The sequence below is a fragment of the bacterium genome (assembly GCA_030647555.1).
Lineage (GTDB): Bacteria > Patescibacteriota > Andersenbacteria > UBA10190 > CAIZMI01 > CAIZMI01.
Map to the genome: position 1 here is coordinate 167,526 of JAUSJG010000008.1, position 15,682 is coordinate 183,207.

Sequence of the window (15,682 nt, forward strand, 5' to 3'; positions counted from 1 at the left end):
GTAATATATTAACAATATGATTCGTTTTTCCGACCCGTTGTTAGTTGCCCACACCGCCAAAATTTTGATTTTAACAATTGTTTCATTTGCGGTGGCAATTTTATCGACGCCACTCATGACGCACTTTCTTTTTAAGTACAAGTTTGCCAAGTCGATTCGTGAAGGTTCAACGCCAATTTATACCGCTCTGCACAAAAAAAAAGAGGGAACACCAACGAGTGGAGGAATAATAATTTGGGGTACGGTGTTGGTGCTCGCTATTGGCTTGTCAATTTTAGGATCGATTTTTCCTGAAAGTATTTTTTCGTGGCTATCATTTTTGACACGTCGTGAAACACTTTTGCCGTTGGGCGCGTTAGTGGCGTGTGCTTTGGTGGGATTGGTTGATGATTACTGGAATGTCCGAAAAATCGGTCCATTTGGTGGGGGGTTAAGGATGATGCACCGGATTATTGTTTATACGGTAATCGCGATAATTGGTGCCTGGTGGTTTTATTATAAACTGGGTTGGAACCAAATTCATGTTCCGGCGATTGGTGATTTTATAATCGGTTTTTGGTACGTTCCGCTATTTATCTTTGTCATCGTGGCGACCGCCTTTTCGGTTAATGAGGCGGACGGCTTAGACGGTCTTGCGGGCGGAATAATGCTTTTCTGTTTCGGGGCTTTTGGAATAATCGCATTTTCGAAGGGAATGGTAGATTTGGCGGTTTTTTGTGGTGTGATTATCGGTGCGTTGCTGGCTTTTCTCTGGTTCAATGTATATCCGGCGCGCTTTATTATGGGGGATACCGGCGCGATGAGTTTGGGAACAACATTGGGAGTGATCGCGATGCTCACCGATTCGGTTTTAGTTTTACCAATTATCGGTCTGCCGTTGGTGATTGAGTCACTTTCCGTTATTATTCAAATTACCAGTAAAAAAATTCGACACAAGAAAGTTTTTCTTTCCGCGCCGATTCATCATCATTTTGAAGCACTCGGCTGGCCGGAAACAAAAGTGACAATGCGTTTTTGGATTATCGCCGCCATGTCCGCCACCGTAGGAATTATTATCGGGATTATTGGTGGCGGGAAACAGTCGATATTGTAGGAGCACGAGAAGTAAAATTGTCGATTGAACTGGGTGTGAGCGTGTTTCCTGGTATTATTTATCAACTCCCCAAATTTTCAATTTTCAATTTTCAATTTTCAAAAAATTATCAATTACATAATTATCAATTACATAATTATCAATTACATAATTATCAATAACATAATTATCAATAACGACGTCATTTGATAATTTATGATTTGAAAATTAATTGAAAATTGGTCATTGATAATTGAAATTTATTGTATTCGGTGATTCAGTTCTATGTGCTATTATGAAAAAAATAGCAATGAAAAAAACGCCTGATCTAATTTTGTTACTCGCCATCATCGCCCTTGTCTCCTTGGGCAGTTTAATGTTGGTGTCCGCATCATCTGTATTGGGGTTGGACTTGCACAATGATCCTTATTTCTTTGTTCGTCATCAATTGTATTACGGGATATTGCCCGGTTTGTTTTTACTTATTGTCACGATGTTTGTTCCATATACGTTTTGGCGACGTGCCGTTGTGCCAATTTTGGTTGGGGTGGTTATTCTTCTCTTGATGGTCTTTGTACCCCAGTTTCAGATGTCTTATGGTGGAGCGTCACGTTGGGTGCGTTTGGGTTTTATCTCCGTTCAACCTGCCGAATTTGCCAAACTCGCGGTTATTCTTTATTTGGCGGCATTGTTTTCCAGTCGTGAAGAGAAACATGGTCATGTGCATGATACACTGATTCCATTTTTAATTGTTGTTGGGCTGATTGGTTTTCTCATTATTAAACAACCGGATATAGGTACATTGGTGGTGGTTACTAGCGCGTCCTTGATTATTTATTATCTTGCCGGGGCAAGCTGGAAGCATCTTTGGATGGTGATTGGTGGTGGATTAGGGACTTTGATTGTTTTAATTCGTCTTGCGCCATATCGCATGGCGCGTTTTACCACCTTTCTTCATCCCGAGTTGGATCCAAAGGGGATTGGCTACCAAGTCCACCAAGCATTGCTGGCAGTAGGGTCGGGTGGAATTTGGGGATTAGGCTTTGGAAGAAGTCGACAAAAGTTTCGTTATCTGCCGGAACCGGCGGGTGATTCAATCTTTGCCATTGCTTCCGAAGAATTGGGATTTTTGCGGATTAGTATCTTGTTGAGTCTGTATATTTTTATTATTATTCGGGGTTATCAAATTGCGCGTAAGGCGCCGGATATGTTTAGTAAATTAGTGGCCGGCGGAATTACATCTTGGTTTTTTGTGCAAGCAGTTGTGCACATTGGGGCGAATCTTTCGATCTTTCCCTTAACTGGCATTCCGTTACCACTCGTTTCTTATGGAGGATCGGCGATTGTGATAACGCTTGTGGGAGCGGGGATACTGCTGAATATCTCACGATATTCGAACGATTAATTTGAAATTTACAGTTTTTAATTTGAAATCAATTTGAAATAATTAAATTTGAAATATCTAAAACAGCGTTTTCAAATTAAAATATTAAGTTATTTCAAATTGATTAAAAATTTCAAATTTCAAATTAAAAATTAAGGGTTGGTTTTATGGCATATTACTGCTAATATCAACAAAGAGATGATAAACAGAATAAAAATACAATTATGCGTATCGTTCTAACCGGTGGTGGCTCCGGTGGTCATTTGACGCCTTTGGTTTCGGTTGCCGATACCCTAAAGCGCATGTATCACGAAGGTGAGATTAGTTTTCCGGAAAGCCGAAATAGTGGCCTTGAAATTAGGTATGTTGGCGTGGTTACAGAAATTGATAAGTCGATTCTGGAAAAAGCCGATATTCCATATGAACACATTCCATCGGGCAAAATTAGGCGTTATTTATCGGGCGCGCCGCTTACGGCAATGGAAATGTTTGTTCAACTTCCATTCGGAATTTTGCGGGCTTTTTGGCGGATGTATATTTTGATGCCCGAAGTGGTTTTCAGTAAAGGTGGTTACGGATCAATTCCTGTTGTTATTGCGTCCTGGGTTTATCGGATTCCGATTTTAATGCACGAAACGGATATTGTGCCGGGATTATCTAATAAAAAATTATCGCGCTTTGCATCGGCGATTGTGGTGGGCTTCCGAAAAGCAGAACAATATTTTAAACAAGATCGGGTTTTTGTCGCCGGTACACCGTTGCGCGAAATCTTTTACAAATTACCGGACAGAGAAACAGCGCGAAGAGAATTACAATTACATGATCGCAAGCCGGTGTTGTTTGTAACTGGTGGAAGTCAGGGTGCGCAACGGATAAATAACGTGATTTTAGAAATGCTGATTCGTGTGTTACCGGATTTTCAGGTGGTGCATCAAGTGGGGCAACTTAATTTGGAACCGGTACAGGAGTTTGTAAGAAGTACGCTGGGAAATTTTCCAGACATTAGTGATTATCACGTCTTGGGTTTTATCGACGAACGCACGATGGCGAATTGTTTTTCAGCCTCGGATCTTGTTGTTTCCAGGGCAGGTGGAACAACCCTGGCGGAATTAGCCGTGGCGGGGAAGCCATCTGTTTTAATTCCCTTGGGAGAGTCCGCTAATAATCACCAGTGGGAAAATGCCTATTTCTATCGTGAGGCCGGTGCGGCGGTTGTATTAGACGAAAGCAATGTCTCGCCACCTTTGTTAGAAGCAACAATCCGTCGTGTCTTTCAACGTCAAAGTAATTTAGAATTAATGTCGTCTCGCGTCCGTGAGTTAGCCCGTCCATCCGCGTCGATAGATATAGCGCAATTATTGGTCCAAATGGGTCTTGGCTTCGTGCCAAGACGAAAATTGGAAGCAGTCAAGGAAAAGTAGCAAAGTCCGTCTTTGCGCCTGCCGGCCATAGCCTTGGCGACGGCTGGAGGCGTTTCAACGCCGAAGCAATCTCCCGTGGCGTGCTATAATATGCCAGTCGTGGGCATGCCAAGGTTGGGAGTTCAGGATTATCACCCAGATCTCGGGGGTTCGATTCCCCTCGTGTCCACGATAAAAAAATAATTGTTTTATCACCAACTTTACTCACCAACCTATTGACAAGTTTTTAATTAGTGTGTACGTTTATTGCAGGTGATAATCCTGATTCTCTCACTAAGGTGAGATTGACGAAAAGCCGCTTCAAGCGGTTTTTTGTTTGAGTTAATAATGATAATCGATGAAGCTGGCAGATATTATTGGCTAGTAGTAGCCAATAATTAATTGTATAAATACACTACTCTTGACAATTTCCATTTTTGGGAGTATACTTATCTCTTAAATTAAAAAGCCAAAGCTCTGTACACGATAAATCGCGCATAGCGCTTTGGCGAACAGGAGAGACCCATCCTTCGCTCATGAATGAGCTACGGAGGGCAAGGCGGATCGCAATTTCCACAATTGAATAGACGAAGGGATTATGAGCAACAGCGACCTGGGCAAATATACCAGTAGTTCTCATAATCATCCTTTAAAAAGAGCACGGGGTTCTTCGGCGGCCCCTCCCTTTCGACAAAGGGAGGCCGGGAGGGATTCCGCGCTTCCGTCACTGCACATACTCCTGGCTCAAATTTATTTTATGCCGTATGCAGTATGCGCAGTGACGGGAAAAAATACCGGTGCTGTCCCGGTTAAATCTGTTTCGGTCGCGCATGACAGTAGCGACCAGTCGTCATAATCCGAAAAGGAAAAGACTCATGACGACAAAGACCAAATTTCTGACCGTGGTGGCAGTGGGCCACCAGTATCGAACGCATGAACTGACCGGGGTTGCTGGCGAAGCGAAGGAAATCGTTCGCCAAGTGGCCAAACGCACGGATGCGTTTCGCCAGGAATATATCCTCCGGCGGTTGGTTACGCGCGAGCAACGGACGCTCGCACTGGCGACTACTCGATAATCGTCGCCACGAAAAAACCGACGGCTCTCTGTGGGTGTAGCTGTCGGTGATTAGTAGAAACACCCCTGATCAAAATTTACGGAAGACCAGACATCGCGTCTCGGTCTTCCTCCCATCAATGCCTAGTACACCGGCCTAAATTTATTTATTGCCGTTTTGTTGTACGAGGCATTGACGGGAAAGTAGTTTTTTAGAGTCGACCAAACCGTCGCCATGGCGGGGAGGTCTTAACAATTAGGAGAACAATCATGGCAGGAACGTACAACGTGATCGTCGATGCCGCCGCCCCCGCCACGACCTTGAAAATCGGTTTTGGCAGTCCGGCCCAGAACGACCAGATCGTGAAGGATGCGGTCGCGGCCGTGAAGGCGCTCGGCTTGACCGGCGGGAAGCTGGTCAAGTTGAACGGGCCGGCTTCGTTGCCGGTGGCCGTCGCCATCGGGCACGAGGTGGCCCACCTGTTCGGGGCCGTCGCGGTGTTCGACCCGAAACTCGGGAACAAATACGTCGTGGTGGTGAGCCACGACCCCGATTTCGCGGTCGGTAGCGTCATCGAGTAGGGTTCTTTCAGGCCAAATCATGGTTGATGCGGCCTAAATCGTACACGAAGGAGGTCCGAGTATGACGCTCGACCTCCTTCCTTTTCTTCAGAGCGCGACAAACGTTGTCGTGCGCTCAAGTAAAAGATTTTAAACCCGCCGCGGCGGGAAGGAGAAAATCATGAAAGTCATACTTTGTGGTCCCCCGCGGAGCGGGAAGTCCTGCATGAGGCAGGGCTTAAAGGATGCGATTAAGATTATTCCGGGTGCACCGTATCCGTATGTTATCACGGCGTGCCCGGACGGTGAGGGGGCTTGGTTCCAGGAAACTGTGAACCAGGACCCTGATTTGGCCAAGAGGTGCAAGGATGCATACAAGGCCAAGTTCACGCCGGAATTTGTGCAGAGGATAGCGGATTCTGTGCAAAATTGCTCGCTACCGCTCACGCTCGTGGATATCGGTGGCATCCCGAGCGCGGAGAACGAGGCGATTTGCGCCTCGGCCACCCACGCCATTTTGTTGGCAGGCGACCTCGGCCGTTTGCCCGAGTGGCACGCGTTTTGCAAAAAACTCGGGCTCGTTGTTGTTGCCGAGATCCACTCGGACTACAATGGGGCCGAGGACACCGTCCCCCAACTCGGCGAGGACGGCATCTATCGCGGTTCGGTTCACCATCTTGAACGAGGTGAACAGACCGCCGCCCGCCCGACGATTCGGGCGCTGGCCGAGATTCTCGTCGGGATGGTTACCGACAAGAATTGATTTCTAATCAACCAACGGTTGTGGGTTATCCTGTAAAACCCTCTTCTGATTCGAGAGTGTGTACTCTCGCTGATGACGCCGAAAGGCAGAAATCAGAAACTGAAATCAAAAAAAATTTTCGCGGAGGAGAACCGATGCGAAGAGTAATTGTATGCGGGCCACCGCATTCGGGCAAGTCGGTGTTCCTGGCTAACCTGCAAAGGTTGTTGCCAGTTGAGCACCACATGCTCATCTTCGGTGCCCCCGATGGGGAGTGGCATTGGACCAACGGGGCCAACCAATCCCTCGTTCGCGAGACCCGCCAAAAGCGGAGTTTTTCGGATGACTGGTGCGACGGCATTCTTAATGCCATCGCGCAAGCCGAGCAACGGCTCGTTCTGGTTGACACCGGAGGAAAAAGACTCTCGCCGAACGACCGGATTTTCCGGGCGTGCGACGCCTTCATTATTCTCTCTTCTTCCAAGGAGGAGATAATTGAGTGGCGCCGCTTCGGCGAGGAAAACGGATGCCTGTGCATTGCTGAATTGGATTCGGCGCTGCAAGGTGAAGATCAAATTTATCTGGACGCGAGCGATGGAATTCTCCGCGGACGGATAACTGGTCTGGAACGGGGGCAGGAGATTGATTCCCCAGTTCTGGATGCAGTGGCAGGAAAACTTCGTAAAGTCATTGAGGTGAATGCCGAGATGACGGAAGCGGAGCTTCTGGCCAATATCAACGGGGCTAAGCTGGTTGACCACCTTGGGATCACGGATCGGACTGATCCTTACCTTGGTGTACGGCCATGGCACACGGCGCCGGCGTTGAAAATCACGGCCGTGGCGCGGAGGTTGGAAACGGTGCGGATTTGGAATGTCCGTGCCAGTTTTCTTTCGTGCGCGTTTGCGACAACACTGCCCGGCAAGGTGGAGCTCTTCGGAGTTTCCGATGGATATGTTCCATTGCCGAAGGTTGCGCCAAACGGCGACGGCGCGGGCGATCTGGCGTGGGAAGTCGCGGAATTTTCCGACTACACTTTGGTGGAGTATCGGAAAAACGGATTTTTCACAAAAGAGAAACTCGCCGATGTTGTGCCGCCGGTAGTGAACACCCGAAAGGGTGTTGTGCTGGCGACAGACGGTCCGCCGATCTGGCTGGACGCGACGATCGCAAGATCGTACGCGAAAGCCGGTGTGCCGTTTGTGGCTGTGTTTGTACCCGTTGAGTCGGGGCGAGTACAGCAGGACGGAACGCGGTGGGATGAGGCGCATCCGCAGGATGGGCCGTGCGTCGTTATTTATGGCGAAGCGGAAAAGGTGGGGGAAGTAATTTCCGTGCCGATCTCGCTTCTGAAGTGGAATGGCGGCGGACGGCAGTGGCAACTGGGTTCCGGTGAGGTCGTAAAAGACCGACCGCATAGCCACGTGGCGACACATCCGTCGGTTTTGCCACTTGTCGGCGAAGCGCTTGCGCGAATTGAGTCCGCCGGGCGCGACAATATTGTGGAGGAAATAGACTTCGGACGGACGGTGGGTGAGATGATTTGCGTCGAAACAAGTAATGACGACGAGATCGTTTTTGCACAACGTCAGAACCGAAAAGGACTGACGCGGTTTGTGAAAAACCGGCAACCCACGTTGTGTAACAGTGTTACGGTTTGTCTCACGAAAGCGGAAGGAAACGGCCATTACGTTTTGGCCACCGCTTTTGTGGGAAAGAGAGCGCCGGCAGAGCCGTGGGACGTGGAATGGGCGACGGAGCAATCCGTCCCGTTCTGGAACACCCACGCGCTTATCTGGGGCGCGGAAACTTTTTTGGCGGACACTGAAACGAATCGGTGTCCGTGGTAAGGAACAAAAAATGAAGACGTATGCAGTGGCAGTGGATGGTGGGCGGACGGGACACGCGGTGGCAACCCTGCGGGCCGAGATCAACCTCGGTCTGAAAAAGGGCTACGCGGGATTCCTTCAGGAAAAGCAGGAGGTCATTGACTTCCTGAAGGACCTGTACCGCACGGCAGTCGCGGCGGGACGGAACTACGTCCCGGTCTGCATCCAGCAGACGGAGATCGTCTACGCGTACCAGACTGGCGATGGTCCGGTAGCGGACGCCGAACCGGCATTGACCCTTTTTTCCGACAAGTCGCCACTTTATGCGGCGGACATGTCGGACGATCAGTGGAAGGCCGCCGTCGAGGAATTGGCAGCCGCGTTGGCTGATCGGTTCCAACAGTTCCGGGTGTACGTGTCGTACATCCAAGTGGAGGTGAAGATCCTCCAGCAGGTGAAGTAGTACTTCTCCTGCGAATCGATCTTCGGCAAGTCCACGCATTGCGCGCGGACTTGCCACTTTTTTAAAGTTTATCAGTGGAAGTGTTCGCGATGCGCGAACACCTGATGGGCTTTTAGAAGTTTTTTTGAAAAGGAGACACAGGGTGAAAAAAATCCTGTGGATGTCGCGCCACCGGCCGACCGCGAGGCAGATTAATGCCTTGCGCCAGATGCATGGCGCGGACGCGGTGGTGGAACAGGAGGACCGTCCGTTTGACGACGCGCGAGAAATCGTGTGCCGGTACAGGCGAGATGGTTACGACGACATGGTGGTCGTCGCTCCGCTTTCAGTAATCGCGGTTTTGTGCCAGGAAGGCATTAGACCGCTTTGGTCCGAAGCCACCGAGGAAAACGATCCGAGAAAGATCGAATTTCGCGGCGCGCGCGGGCAAGGGTATCGTTTCGTAAGGTTCCGCCGCATTAAGTGCGTGCGGGTTGAATTCGAAGAATAAGGAAAATGAGATGAACGAAAAAATGAAAGCGGCGATTGCTCTGACGTCGAAGGTTCAGAGTGTAATGCGGGATGTGGAGACTCGGCACATTGGGCGCGCAGATGTGGTGCAAGCCACGTTTTTGGCGCTCGTGTCGGGGCGACCCGCGTTTTTCCTCGGCAGTCCCGGAACCGACAAAACCGGGGCGGTGCAGGACATGGCCAGGCAAATTGCCGGCGCCGTGTTCTATGATGTGTTGATGCCGACCATCGTGTCGGTTGAGCAACTCCTTGTTGAGTCCACCTCGATCGAGGAAGCGTCCACAGCGGGAGGCGGAAAGTCAATCCGTACCCGTGACACGCTGGGACGCGCCGCGTTGGCGCACTTGCTCTTTGCTGACGAGATCTGGAAAGCGGAACCCCGTGTTCTGCAGACCTTGATCGACTTGAGCAAGGGCGACGGGGTGCGTCACGAAGGCCAGATGGTGGCAACACCGTTGCTGGCTTTTCTCGCAGCATCGAACGAGTTGCCGGAAGCCGAGGGCAACCTCGGAGCGATCTGGTCTCGGATGACCATCCGCGTGGTGGTAAATCCGTTGGATCGCGCGGGCAAAAATGAGCTGGTGAAAGCCCGGCTCGCTCGCGCTACCGGAGGTAGCAAGACGGCCACGCAGACGCTGACGCTCGCAGACATTGAAACTTTGCGAACGGCGCGAAAATACGTCGATATCCCGCAAGGCGTCATTGACGCAGTGTTGGATGTCTACCAGGAACTTGTTGACGACAAGTCAACGGACTTTTCCTGGGCGTGGGCGGATGACCGGCGGTTCGGTCGCGTGTTCGACGTCATGCAGGCGAAAGCTCTGCTTGACGGACGGACAGTGGTCAGCAAGCAGGATTTGGCGGTGCTGGAGTGGTTGCTCTGGGACGTTCCCGAGCACATTCCAGTCGTCAAAGCGAAGCTTGCTCCGTACTGTCGGACGCCGTTTTCCGACGCGCAGGAGGCGGTAGATGCACTGCTCACTCCGGGCGGAGTGGTCGAGTTGGTGCGAAACGGGGACAGGGTCAAGGGTGTTCAGGCTATCACGCAGTGTGAGGCCGCCCTGACCGAGCTGAAACGTCTCAAGGGGGAGGCGGACAGCGGGACGTCGTCTAGAATTGCCGACTTGGTAAAACAAGTCGAGGCAGTTAAAGATGACGTGATCGCAGTCGTGACCGGGGCCAAAATGCCCCAAAGGGGAAACTAAGATGGCCGAGAAGAAAGTCCGGCCGCTCACCCGGCAGGAGCTGATGCCCCAGCTGGTGACGGACGCGGATGCCTTCACGGCCCTGCGTTACATCCGTCACCGTGAGCAAATGCCGGCATTACCCGAGCTTGCGGAAAAAGGACAGGAAGTCCTACCCGGAAGCGAAGGCGTGTTGGCGGATTTGTATGACGCGTTGTGGGATCCGGAGCCGAGCCTCAAGGAAGAGGTGGCGCCGGATCGGGAGTATTGGAAAAAACTCCTGGGCCAAACAATTGAAACGGCGGCCTTTCAGGAGTTGCACGCGGCTACACAGCTTAAGGATCTGCAATCGGTCCTTGGGACAATCGCGATGGGCGAATCAGTCCTCGCGTTGGTATCAAAAAAGGACCGGGATGAACTCCAAAAGTTGAAAGAGGCGACGCAGGAAGCGGAAGACGTGGCGGACGAGGCGGGGCAGGCCGAAGCAAACGCGCAAGTGGCGCAAATGCTGGCGGATGCTGCTGCAGAACAGTCCGCGGGCGCGGGACAATCAGGTCAGCCGCAAACCGGTAAGCCTTCGGGCAAACCGGGAAGTGGCAAGGGACAGATGAGTCCCGACCAAGCGCGGAAAATCGCCAACGAGCTGGCGAAGACGGCGGCAAAAGCGCAAGCCGATGCCAAAGCCGCGCGGGAACAGGCCGATGAGAAACGGCTCAACGCGGAAATTCAGGCCGAGGATTTGTTGGGACAACCCGGCAGTGACAAGGCTGAGAAAAAACTGCGTGAGTTGACGCGAATCGGTTTGCAGGCCATCAAAGGTGCTCAAGCGAAGGTGGAGGAAGTTTCCGAAACCATCGAAGCTTGGGGGTTGGAGGATGGCGAGCTGACGCGCCAAGGGATTCCCGAAGCGTTGGCGCTTTTGCAACGCATGAAGCGAAGCGAAGCGCTGAAAAAGTTCGCCGGCCTTTTGGGTCGCCTGCGCAAAATCGCGGCGCGGAAAGCGCGTGCCAAAGTTTCGGGAGAAGGAGTGCGGGTCACGGTTCCGGAAACGGGTCGCGATATTCGCCGCGCTCACACCTCCGAATTGGTTGCACTTACTTCACCAGCCCTTCGTGTTAAAGGATTAACACGTTGGGCACGCGGTGAACTGCGGTTGGTAGGCCAGCGCGCCAAGCAAAAGCTTGGCCACGGTCCGGTGATCGTCTGTGAAGACGGATCCGGTTCGATGGATGGAGCCAAGCAACAGTGGGCGAAAGGTGTGACGTTGTCACTCGCCCACTACGCGAAGATCCAAAAGCGGTCGTTCGGATGGGTGCTTTTTGACTCTGCTGTAAAGCAGGCGAAGGGTTACCCGCAAGGACGATTGTCTGCCGAGCAGATGCTGGAGCTGGCCGAGTCGCGGGCCGGCGGCGGAACGAATTTCGAAGTTCCGCTTCGCAAAGCCATGGAGATGATTCAGAAAGAAGGCCTCAAAAAAGCCGACATCTGTTTTATCACCGATGGCGAATGCGCGGTGAGCGATGAGTTTCTCCGGGAATTTCTGGCGGTCAAGAAGACGCACGAGGTCAACGTATTCACGGTTTTATGTGATGTTGGCTCGACGTCCGATGCGACCGTACGGCAGTTCTCGGATCGAGTGGTTCGCGTTTCCAGCTTCACGGCAGAAGAAGCGGAAAGTGCGGTGTTTGGTTCTTTGTAGCAGTAATTCTGCCACCGTTTGGGGAGTCCGGTTTTTGACTCCCCTCTTTTTTCTTCCTTTCCAGCTTCGTGTTGGAAGGAAAGAATTGAAGTAAACACAAAAACAAAAGGAGGCCTACCATGGCCGAAGAAAAGTTGATTGTTTTGTTGGAAACCAGGGCGGGCAAGAATCCTGGCGAAGCGGTTGCCACCCACAACAGGCGGCAAATCGTCTTTTTGCCCCGAGGAACAACGGTTGGAGTCAATGTCCGCGTCGTACTCGAAGAGATTACGACTAAAAAGGACAGCAACGGCCGTTCGATGTATCGCGGCGTACCCGCGCCAGTTGAGTACGTTGACAAGTGGAAGATCAACGGGGACGGAAGAGTTTCCAAAATCACCGTCTCTAAGGATTGGCTCGGCGGCGAACGGGAGGAAGGCGTAATTGAAACGCGTCAACCCGCCACGCGTGACGGGTCACCGTGGACACAGACCGAAAGCACAGTAAGTTGGGGTGCAACTCTGGCAAACTGTGCCGTTGATCTCGTGGACACAACGACTACTCCGTTGGAAACGGAGTATGTCGAAGCGGGTCAACTCGTCTGGAGAAAGACGAGTGAACGAGTGGGGAAAAATACGCGTCGCGTTACCGTCACGGGTATTCGCGTAACCGCGTTAGATGCCACAACGTGGCAACCTGCCTATCCGCCAGACTGGCAGATTTCAGCGTCTGTGGCGTACGATGGCGGAACAGTTTCGACCAGCGTAACGTGGGCGAACGCGCCCAAAGAAACGCGGGACGAGATCGAGAACCGTTATTGTGTGTGCGCTTGCAGTCGACAGCGATACGATGTTCAGAATTCCGATGGTTACGCCAAGTGCGAAAAGTGTCGGGAGAAAGAACACTGCGTGCGCTGTGGTAAGCAGGTCAAGGTTGCGGTCATTGCTGACCGCCTGATCTGCGCGAACTGCAGACCGTATGAAGATCGGGAACAGCTCATTAATCGGGTTGTGCCTAATCAGACACGGCAGGAGTTGGCGCAACAAGCGACACGGCTTTTGGCTGGAAATGTTGTGCCACGGGAGGCGGGAGAAGCGATTGTTCGCTCCACGCTCGGTCAAGTTGAACCGGATTGGAAACGTAATGGCGTAGTCGAGAAGTGTGTTGGGTACGCCTGGTATTACTTCTGCGAGGAGGGAGTCTACGGTTCCAAGTTTCCGTCGGCAGCGCTGCAGATTCTGCAGGGACTTCCGCAGGCGACCGGTAACGGCCTTGTTGACCTGGTTTCTTGGGTGGCTGGTCGTCAAAAACAGGAGGAGTGTGAGCGTTGTGGTGACTTCTTCTGTGAAAGTCAGGCTGGGAGATTCTTCACTCCTTCGCCGAGCGAAAGTGAATTGCAAAACCTTTGTGTAGCAGTTCGGCTTCGCGGGTCGGAGGCAGATCGTATCGAGGCCCTACAGAAGTATCGGGAACTGGTCGAAAAGCTAGGTTCCGATGCTAAGCAGGTAAGCGAAATCGCGGAAATCCTAAACTCGGATGAGCAGGACTACGCAGCAGTTCTTGTCAAAATTCACAACCTCGGAAAAGATCTGGCTTCGGCTGAACGAGGAGAAATTCTCGTGAATTTCGGCGGTCACTTTCGCATGATGGGCTACACTGGCCAGGCTCAATATTGGGTCATTCGGCCAGATGGTTCAGAACGCGAGCCTGACGAAGTTGATTACCGGAAACGGTACACTTCGGAAGGTAATAAAAAGTGGTGGCTGGTTAGTTCGGATGAGTTGGCGATTTCGTGGTTTAAGGGCACTACTGCCTCGAGCCATCAATGTGTCGTCGACAAACTTCCGGCTGGTGGGTGCACGCCCGAGCAACTGGCAACTGTTGCTCAACTCGAGCAAGAGCTTTCGGCTCGGTTCGAGGGCTCTCATGGTTGCAGTGGTGATCCGAGTCCTAACATCGGTGAGGGATGGAACCTCAAGTCGAAGGATGAACCGGACGTGGATGAACCCTACGAAATCGGTCCGCCCGCTCCAGCCAACACGTTGGATGTCCACAAACTTTTCGGCGGGCAGGTGCGAAAAAAACCCGCCGGTCGAAAGTAGTTTCACTGTTCTTTTTGGGGTCGTTGTTGGATACAACGACCCCTCTTTTCTCTAGCTCATGAGTGCTAGTCGCACTTGGTGAGCTGGAGTGAAAGTTTTTTCGGAGTCGACCAACCCGTCGCCATGGCGGGGAGGTCTTAACAACGGGAGAAAAAACATGGCGCGTTTCATTATGGTGGTGGTGATGATGATGGTGGTGGTGACCGCGCGGGCCGAGACGTTGACCGGAGAAAAGGTCGACGTTAGGATCGACGTGGAAGGCGTGTCCACGCGGTTTTTTGAGCCGCGAGATATCGCGGGTACGGTGGACGGAGGGTCGCAGGATGCGACCTATCGGTTCCGATACACCCTTCTCCAGCCCGGCGATGCGTATTCGATCGCGGTGCAATCACGGTCGAATGGTCTTCGGTACGGCATTGGAGTCGCCGTCGATGGCCGCTGTATCCTGACCGGCATGAAGGTGCCGGCGACGGTACAAATGGCCTCGAGTTGGCCGAACATGTACGTCGTTGGTGGCCGCGGTGGCGAGTTTCGCGGCTGGCGGGAGGATGCCGGAAACATCCGGCGGTTCGTGGTTTCCAGTGAGGACCGGTCGCTGGCGGCGACGCTTTGGAACGATCGATCCGCAACGGGGACGATCGTTGTCTCCATCTTCCGAGAAACCCCATCGCAGGAGCCCATGATGAAGGGCGAGCGCGGGGTAAAAGGGCTCGGGACGGCCGCCGGCGAGCGCGAGGAATCGCGCGTCGTGTCGGTAGACTTTACATCTCGCCCGGTCGCGTACGAAGTCTTCGTACTTCGGTATGCGTCGAAACCCGAGTTGAAGAAGCTCGGGGTGTGGACGGAGGAGGCAGTCCCGAACCGGTTCTGGCCGACGGAGAAACCGTTCATCGGCCGAATCCCCGAGTAGTAGTTTTTCCCCGAAAAGGATTTCGGGACGAGTGTTCTTTGTCCGGGGTCGTTGTTGGAAACAACGACCCCGCTTTTCTAAGGTTCATCGGAAACAGTTCGGTGGGTCTTAACGAAAGAACAAAATCTTTTCCATCAATGCCTAGTACACCGGCCTAAATTTATTTATTGCCGACAGTTGTACGAGGCATTGACGGGACAAGAAAAAATGAGGTCGTTCTTAACATAACAAAGGGGACAAAAAATGACGCGCATGGAACGTGTCGTTGATTGGTTTTTGGGTGTGTATTTTCCGTTCATTACTATTTTTTCTGGCTTGTTTTTCGTGGTGTGGGTATATTTGACCACCAGGCCGGTACACGATTTTCCGGAATGGGGTTTTGTCTTGTTTATCTGTTGGGTGGTGGTGGCTGTGCCGGCTCTTCCTTTGATGATCCTCACGATAATTCAGGAAAAAATTCGGCGGATGAAAGATGAGGCCCAGTTTTATCGGGACTGCTACGTCATCACTTTTTGTGATGAGGGTGGCATCACCGAAGAGTCGGCCGTCGAAACTGGAAATCCCTACCAAAGTCCGATTTATGAGTGAACGGATTTTGGTAATTCATTTTCTCTACATATTTTTTGCGTCTCGAGTACCACGTCATAACTCGCTGAGTTCTTACGTGGTTTTTTTAGAGCCCATCAATTTTTGGTGGTCTGTAATTAAAGTATATGTATAGATATATTGATACAATAAAAACGGAGATTGCTTCGCCTCGCTGTTGCGATGGCTCGCAAAGACTGCGTTACAC

14 protein-coding genes are annotated in these 15,682 nt (G+C 51.7%); all 14 read left to right on the plus strand.

Annotated features, from left to right (window positions below; translation table 11 throughout):
- Positions 1–16: 16 nt before the first annotated feature.
- The 14 genes from mraY to Q7S57_02910 all read left to right on the plus strand — a co-directional run bounded on the left by mraY (position 17) and on the right by Q7S57_02910 (position 15,477).
- Positions 17–1,093 carry a phospho-N-acetylmuramoyl-pentapeptide-transferase gene (gene mraY, locus Q7S57_02845; protein MDO8512186.1) on the plus strand — a complete coding sequence of 359 codons (1,077 nt, stop codon included), beginning with the start codon at positions 17–19 and terminating at the stop codon, positions 1,091–1,093.
- Between the two features lie 274 nt (positions 1,094–1,367).
- Positions 1,368–2,477 carry a putative lipid II flippase FtsW gene (gene ftsW, locus Q7S57_02850; protein ID MDO8512187.1) on the plus strand — a complete coding sequence of 370 codons (1,110 nt, stop codon included), beginning with the start codon at positions 1,368–1,370 and terminating at the stop codon, positions 2,475–2,477.
- A gap of 203 nt (positions 2,478–2,680) precedes the next feature.
- Positions 2,681–3,877, plus strand: coding sequence for a UDP-N-acetylglucosamine--N-acetylmuramyl-(pentapeptide) pyrophosphoryl-undecaprenol N-acetylglucosamine transferase (locus tag Q7S57_02855; protein ID MDO8512188.1), 1,197 nt, complete (start codon positions 2,681–2,683; stop codon positions 3,875–3,877).
- 809 nt (positions 3,878–4,686) lie between these two features.
- Complete coding sequence (locus Q7S57_02860; protein ID MDO8512189.1) at positions 4,687–4,932, plus strand: hypothetical protein; 246 nt, start codon at positions 4,687–4,689, stop codon at positions 4,930–4,932.
- A gap of 248 nt (positions 4,933–5,180) precedes the next feature.
- The gene (locus Q7S57_02865; protein ID MDO8512190.1) at positions 5,181–5,492 is read left to right on the plus strand and encodes a CRISPR-associated protein Csx3; all 312 of its coding nucleotides are present in this window, start codon (positions 5,181–5,183) and stop codon (positions 5,490–5,492) included.
- A 160-nt stretch (positions 5,493–5,652) separates the two neighbouring features.
- Positions 5,653–6,234: a hypothetical protein gene (locus Q7S57_02870; protein ID MDO8512191.1), complete on the plus strand. Its 582-nt coding sequence runs from the start codon at positions 5,653–5,655 to the stop codon at positions 6,232–6,234.
- Positions 6,231–8,063: a hypothetical protein gene (locus Q7S57_02875; protein MDO8512192.1), complete on the plus strand. Its 1,833-nt coding sequence runs from the start codon at positions 6,231–6,233 to the stop codon at positions 8,061–8,063. The genes Q7S57_02870 and Q7S57_02875 overlap by 4 nt, the downstream gene beginning before the upstream one ends.
- Positions 8,064–8,073: 10 nt before the next feature.
- Entirely contained in the window at positions 8,074–8,505 is a 432-nt protein-coding gene (locus Q7S57_02880; protein MDO8512193.1) for a hypothetical protein, read from the plus strand.
- A gap of 142 nt (positions 8,506–8,647) precedes the next feature.
- Positions 8,648–8,995, plus strand: coding sequence for a hypothetical protein (locus Q7S57_02885; protein ID MDO8512194.1), 348 nt, complete (start codon positions 8,648–8,650; stop codon positions 8,993–8,995).
- 10 nt (positions 8,996–9,005) lie between these two features.
- On the plus strand, positions 9,006–10,220 hold the full coding sequence (locus Q7S57_02890; GenBank protein ID MDO8512195.1) for a MoxR family ATPase: 1,215 nt from the start codon (positions 9,006–9,008) through the stop codon (positions 10,218–10,220).
- A gap of 1 nt (position 10,221) precedes the next feature.
- Positions 10,222–11,898, plus strand: coding sequence for a hypothetical protein (locus Q7S57_02895; GenBank protein ID MDO8512196.1), 1,677 nt, complete (start codon positions 10,222–10,224; stop codon positions 11,896–11,898).
- 119 nt (positions 11,899–12,017) lie between these two features.
- Positions 12,018–13,979: a hypothetical protein gene (locus Q7S57_02900; GenBank protein ID MDO8512197.1), complete on the plus strand. Its 1,962-nt coding sequence runs from the start codon at positions 12,018–12,020 to the stop codon at positions 13,977–13,979.
- A gap of 157 nt (positions 13,980–14,136) precedes the next feature.
- On the plus strand, positions 14,137–14,889 hold the full coding sequence (locus tag Q7S57_02905; protein ID MDO8512198.1) for a hypothetical protein: 753 nt from the start codon (positions 14,137–14,139) through the stop codon (positions 14,887–14,889).
- Positions 14,890–15,132: 243 nt separating this feature from the next.
- Positions 15,133–15,477, plus strand: a complete 345-nt coding sequence (locus tag Q7S57_02910; GenBank protein MDO8512199.1) for a hypothetical protein — start codon at positions 15,133–15,135, stop codon at positions 15,475–15,477.
- Positions 15,478–15,682 lie beyond the last annotated feature (205 nt).

Bases quoted from the DNA above. Each gene is read 5' to 3' on its own strand.
- Q7S57_02905 (MDO8512198.1), top strand. From the start codon at position 14,137: ATGGCGCGTTTCATTATGGTGGTGGTGATGATGATGGTGGTGGTGACC.
- Q7S57_02880 (MDO8512193.1), top strand. From the start codon at position 8,074: ATGAAGACGTATGCAGTGGCAGTGGATGGTGGGCGGACGGGACACGCG.
- mraY (MDO8512186.1), top strand. From the start codon at position 17: ATGATTCGTTTTTCCGACCCGTTGTTAGTTGCCCACACCGCCAAAATT.
- Q7S57_02860 (MDO8512189.1), top strand. From the start codon at position 4,687: ATGACAGTAGCGACCAGTCGTCATAATCCGAAAAGGAAAAGACTCATG.
- Q7S57_02890 (MDO8512195.1), top strand. From the start codon at position 9,006: ATGAACGAAAAAATGAAAGCGGCGATTGCTCTGACGTCGAAGGTTCAG.
- Q7S57_02900 (MDO8512197.1), top strand. From the start codon at position 12,018: ATGGCCGAAGAAAAGTTGATTGTTTTGTTGGAAACCAGGGCGGGCAAG.
- Q7S57_02855 (MDO8512188.1), top strand. From the start codon at position 2,681: ATGCGTATCGTTCTAACCGGTGGTGGCTCCGGTGGTCATTTGACGCCT.
- Q7S57_02870 (MDO8512191.1), top strand. From the start codon at position 5,653: ATGAAAGTCATACTTTGTGGTCCCCCGCGGAGCGGGAAGTCCTGCATG.
- Q7S57_02865 (MDO8512190.1), top strand. From the start codon at position 5,181: ATGGCAGGAACGTACAACGTGATCGTCGATGCCGCCGCCCCCGCCACG.
- Q7S57_02895 (MDO8512196.1), top strand. From the start codon at position 10,222: ATGGCCGAGAAGAAAGTCCGGCCGCTCACCCGGCAGGAGCTGATGCCC.
- Q7S57_02910 (MDO8512199.1), top strand. From the start codon at position 15,133: ATGACGCGCATGGAACGTGTCGTTGATTGGTTTTTGGGTGTGTATTTT.
- ftsW (MDO8512187.1), top strand. From the start codon at position 1,368: ATGAAAAAAATAGCAATGAAAAAAACGCCTGATCTAATTTTGTTACTC.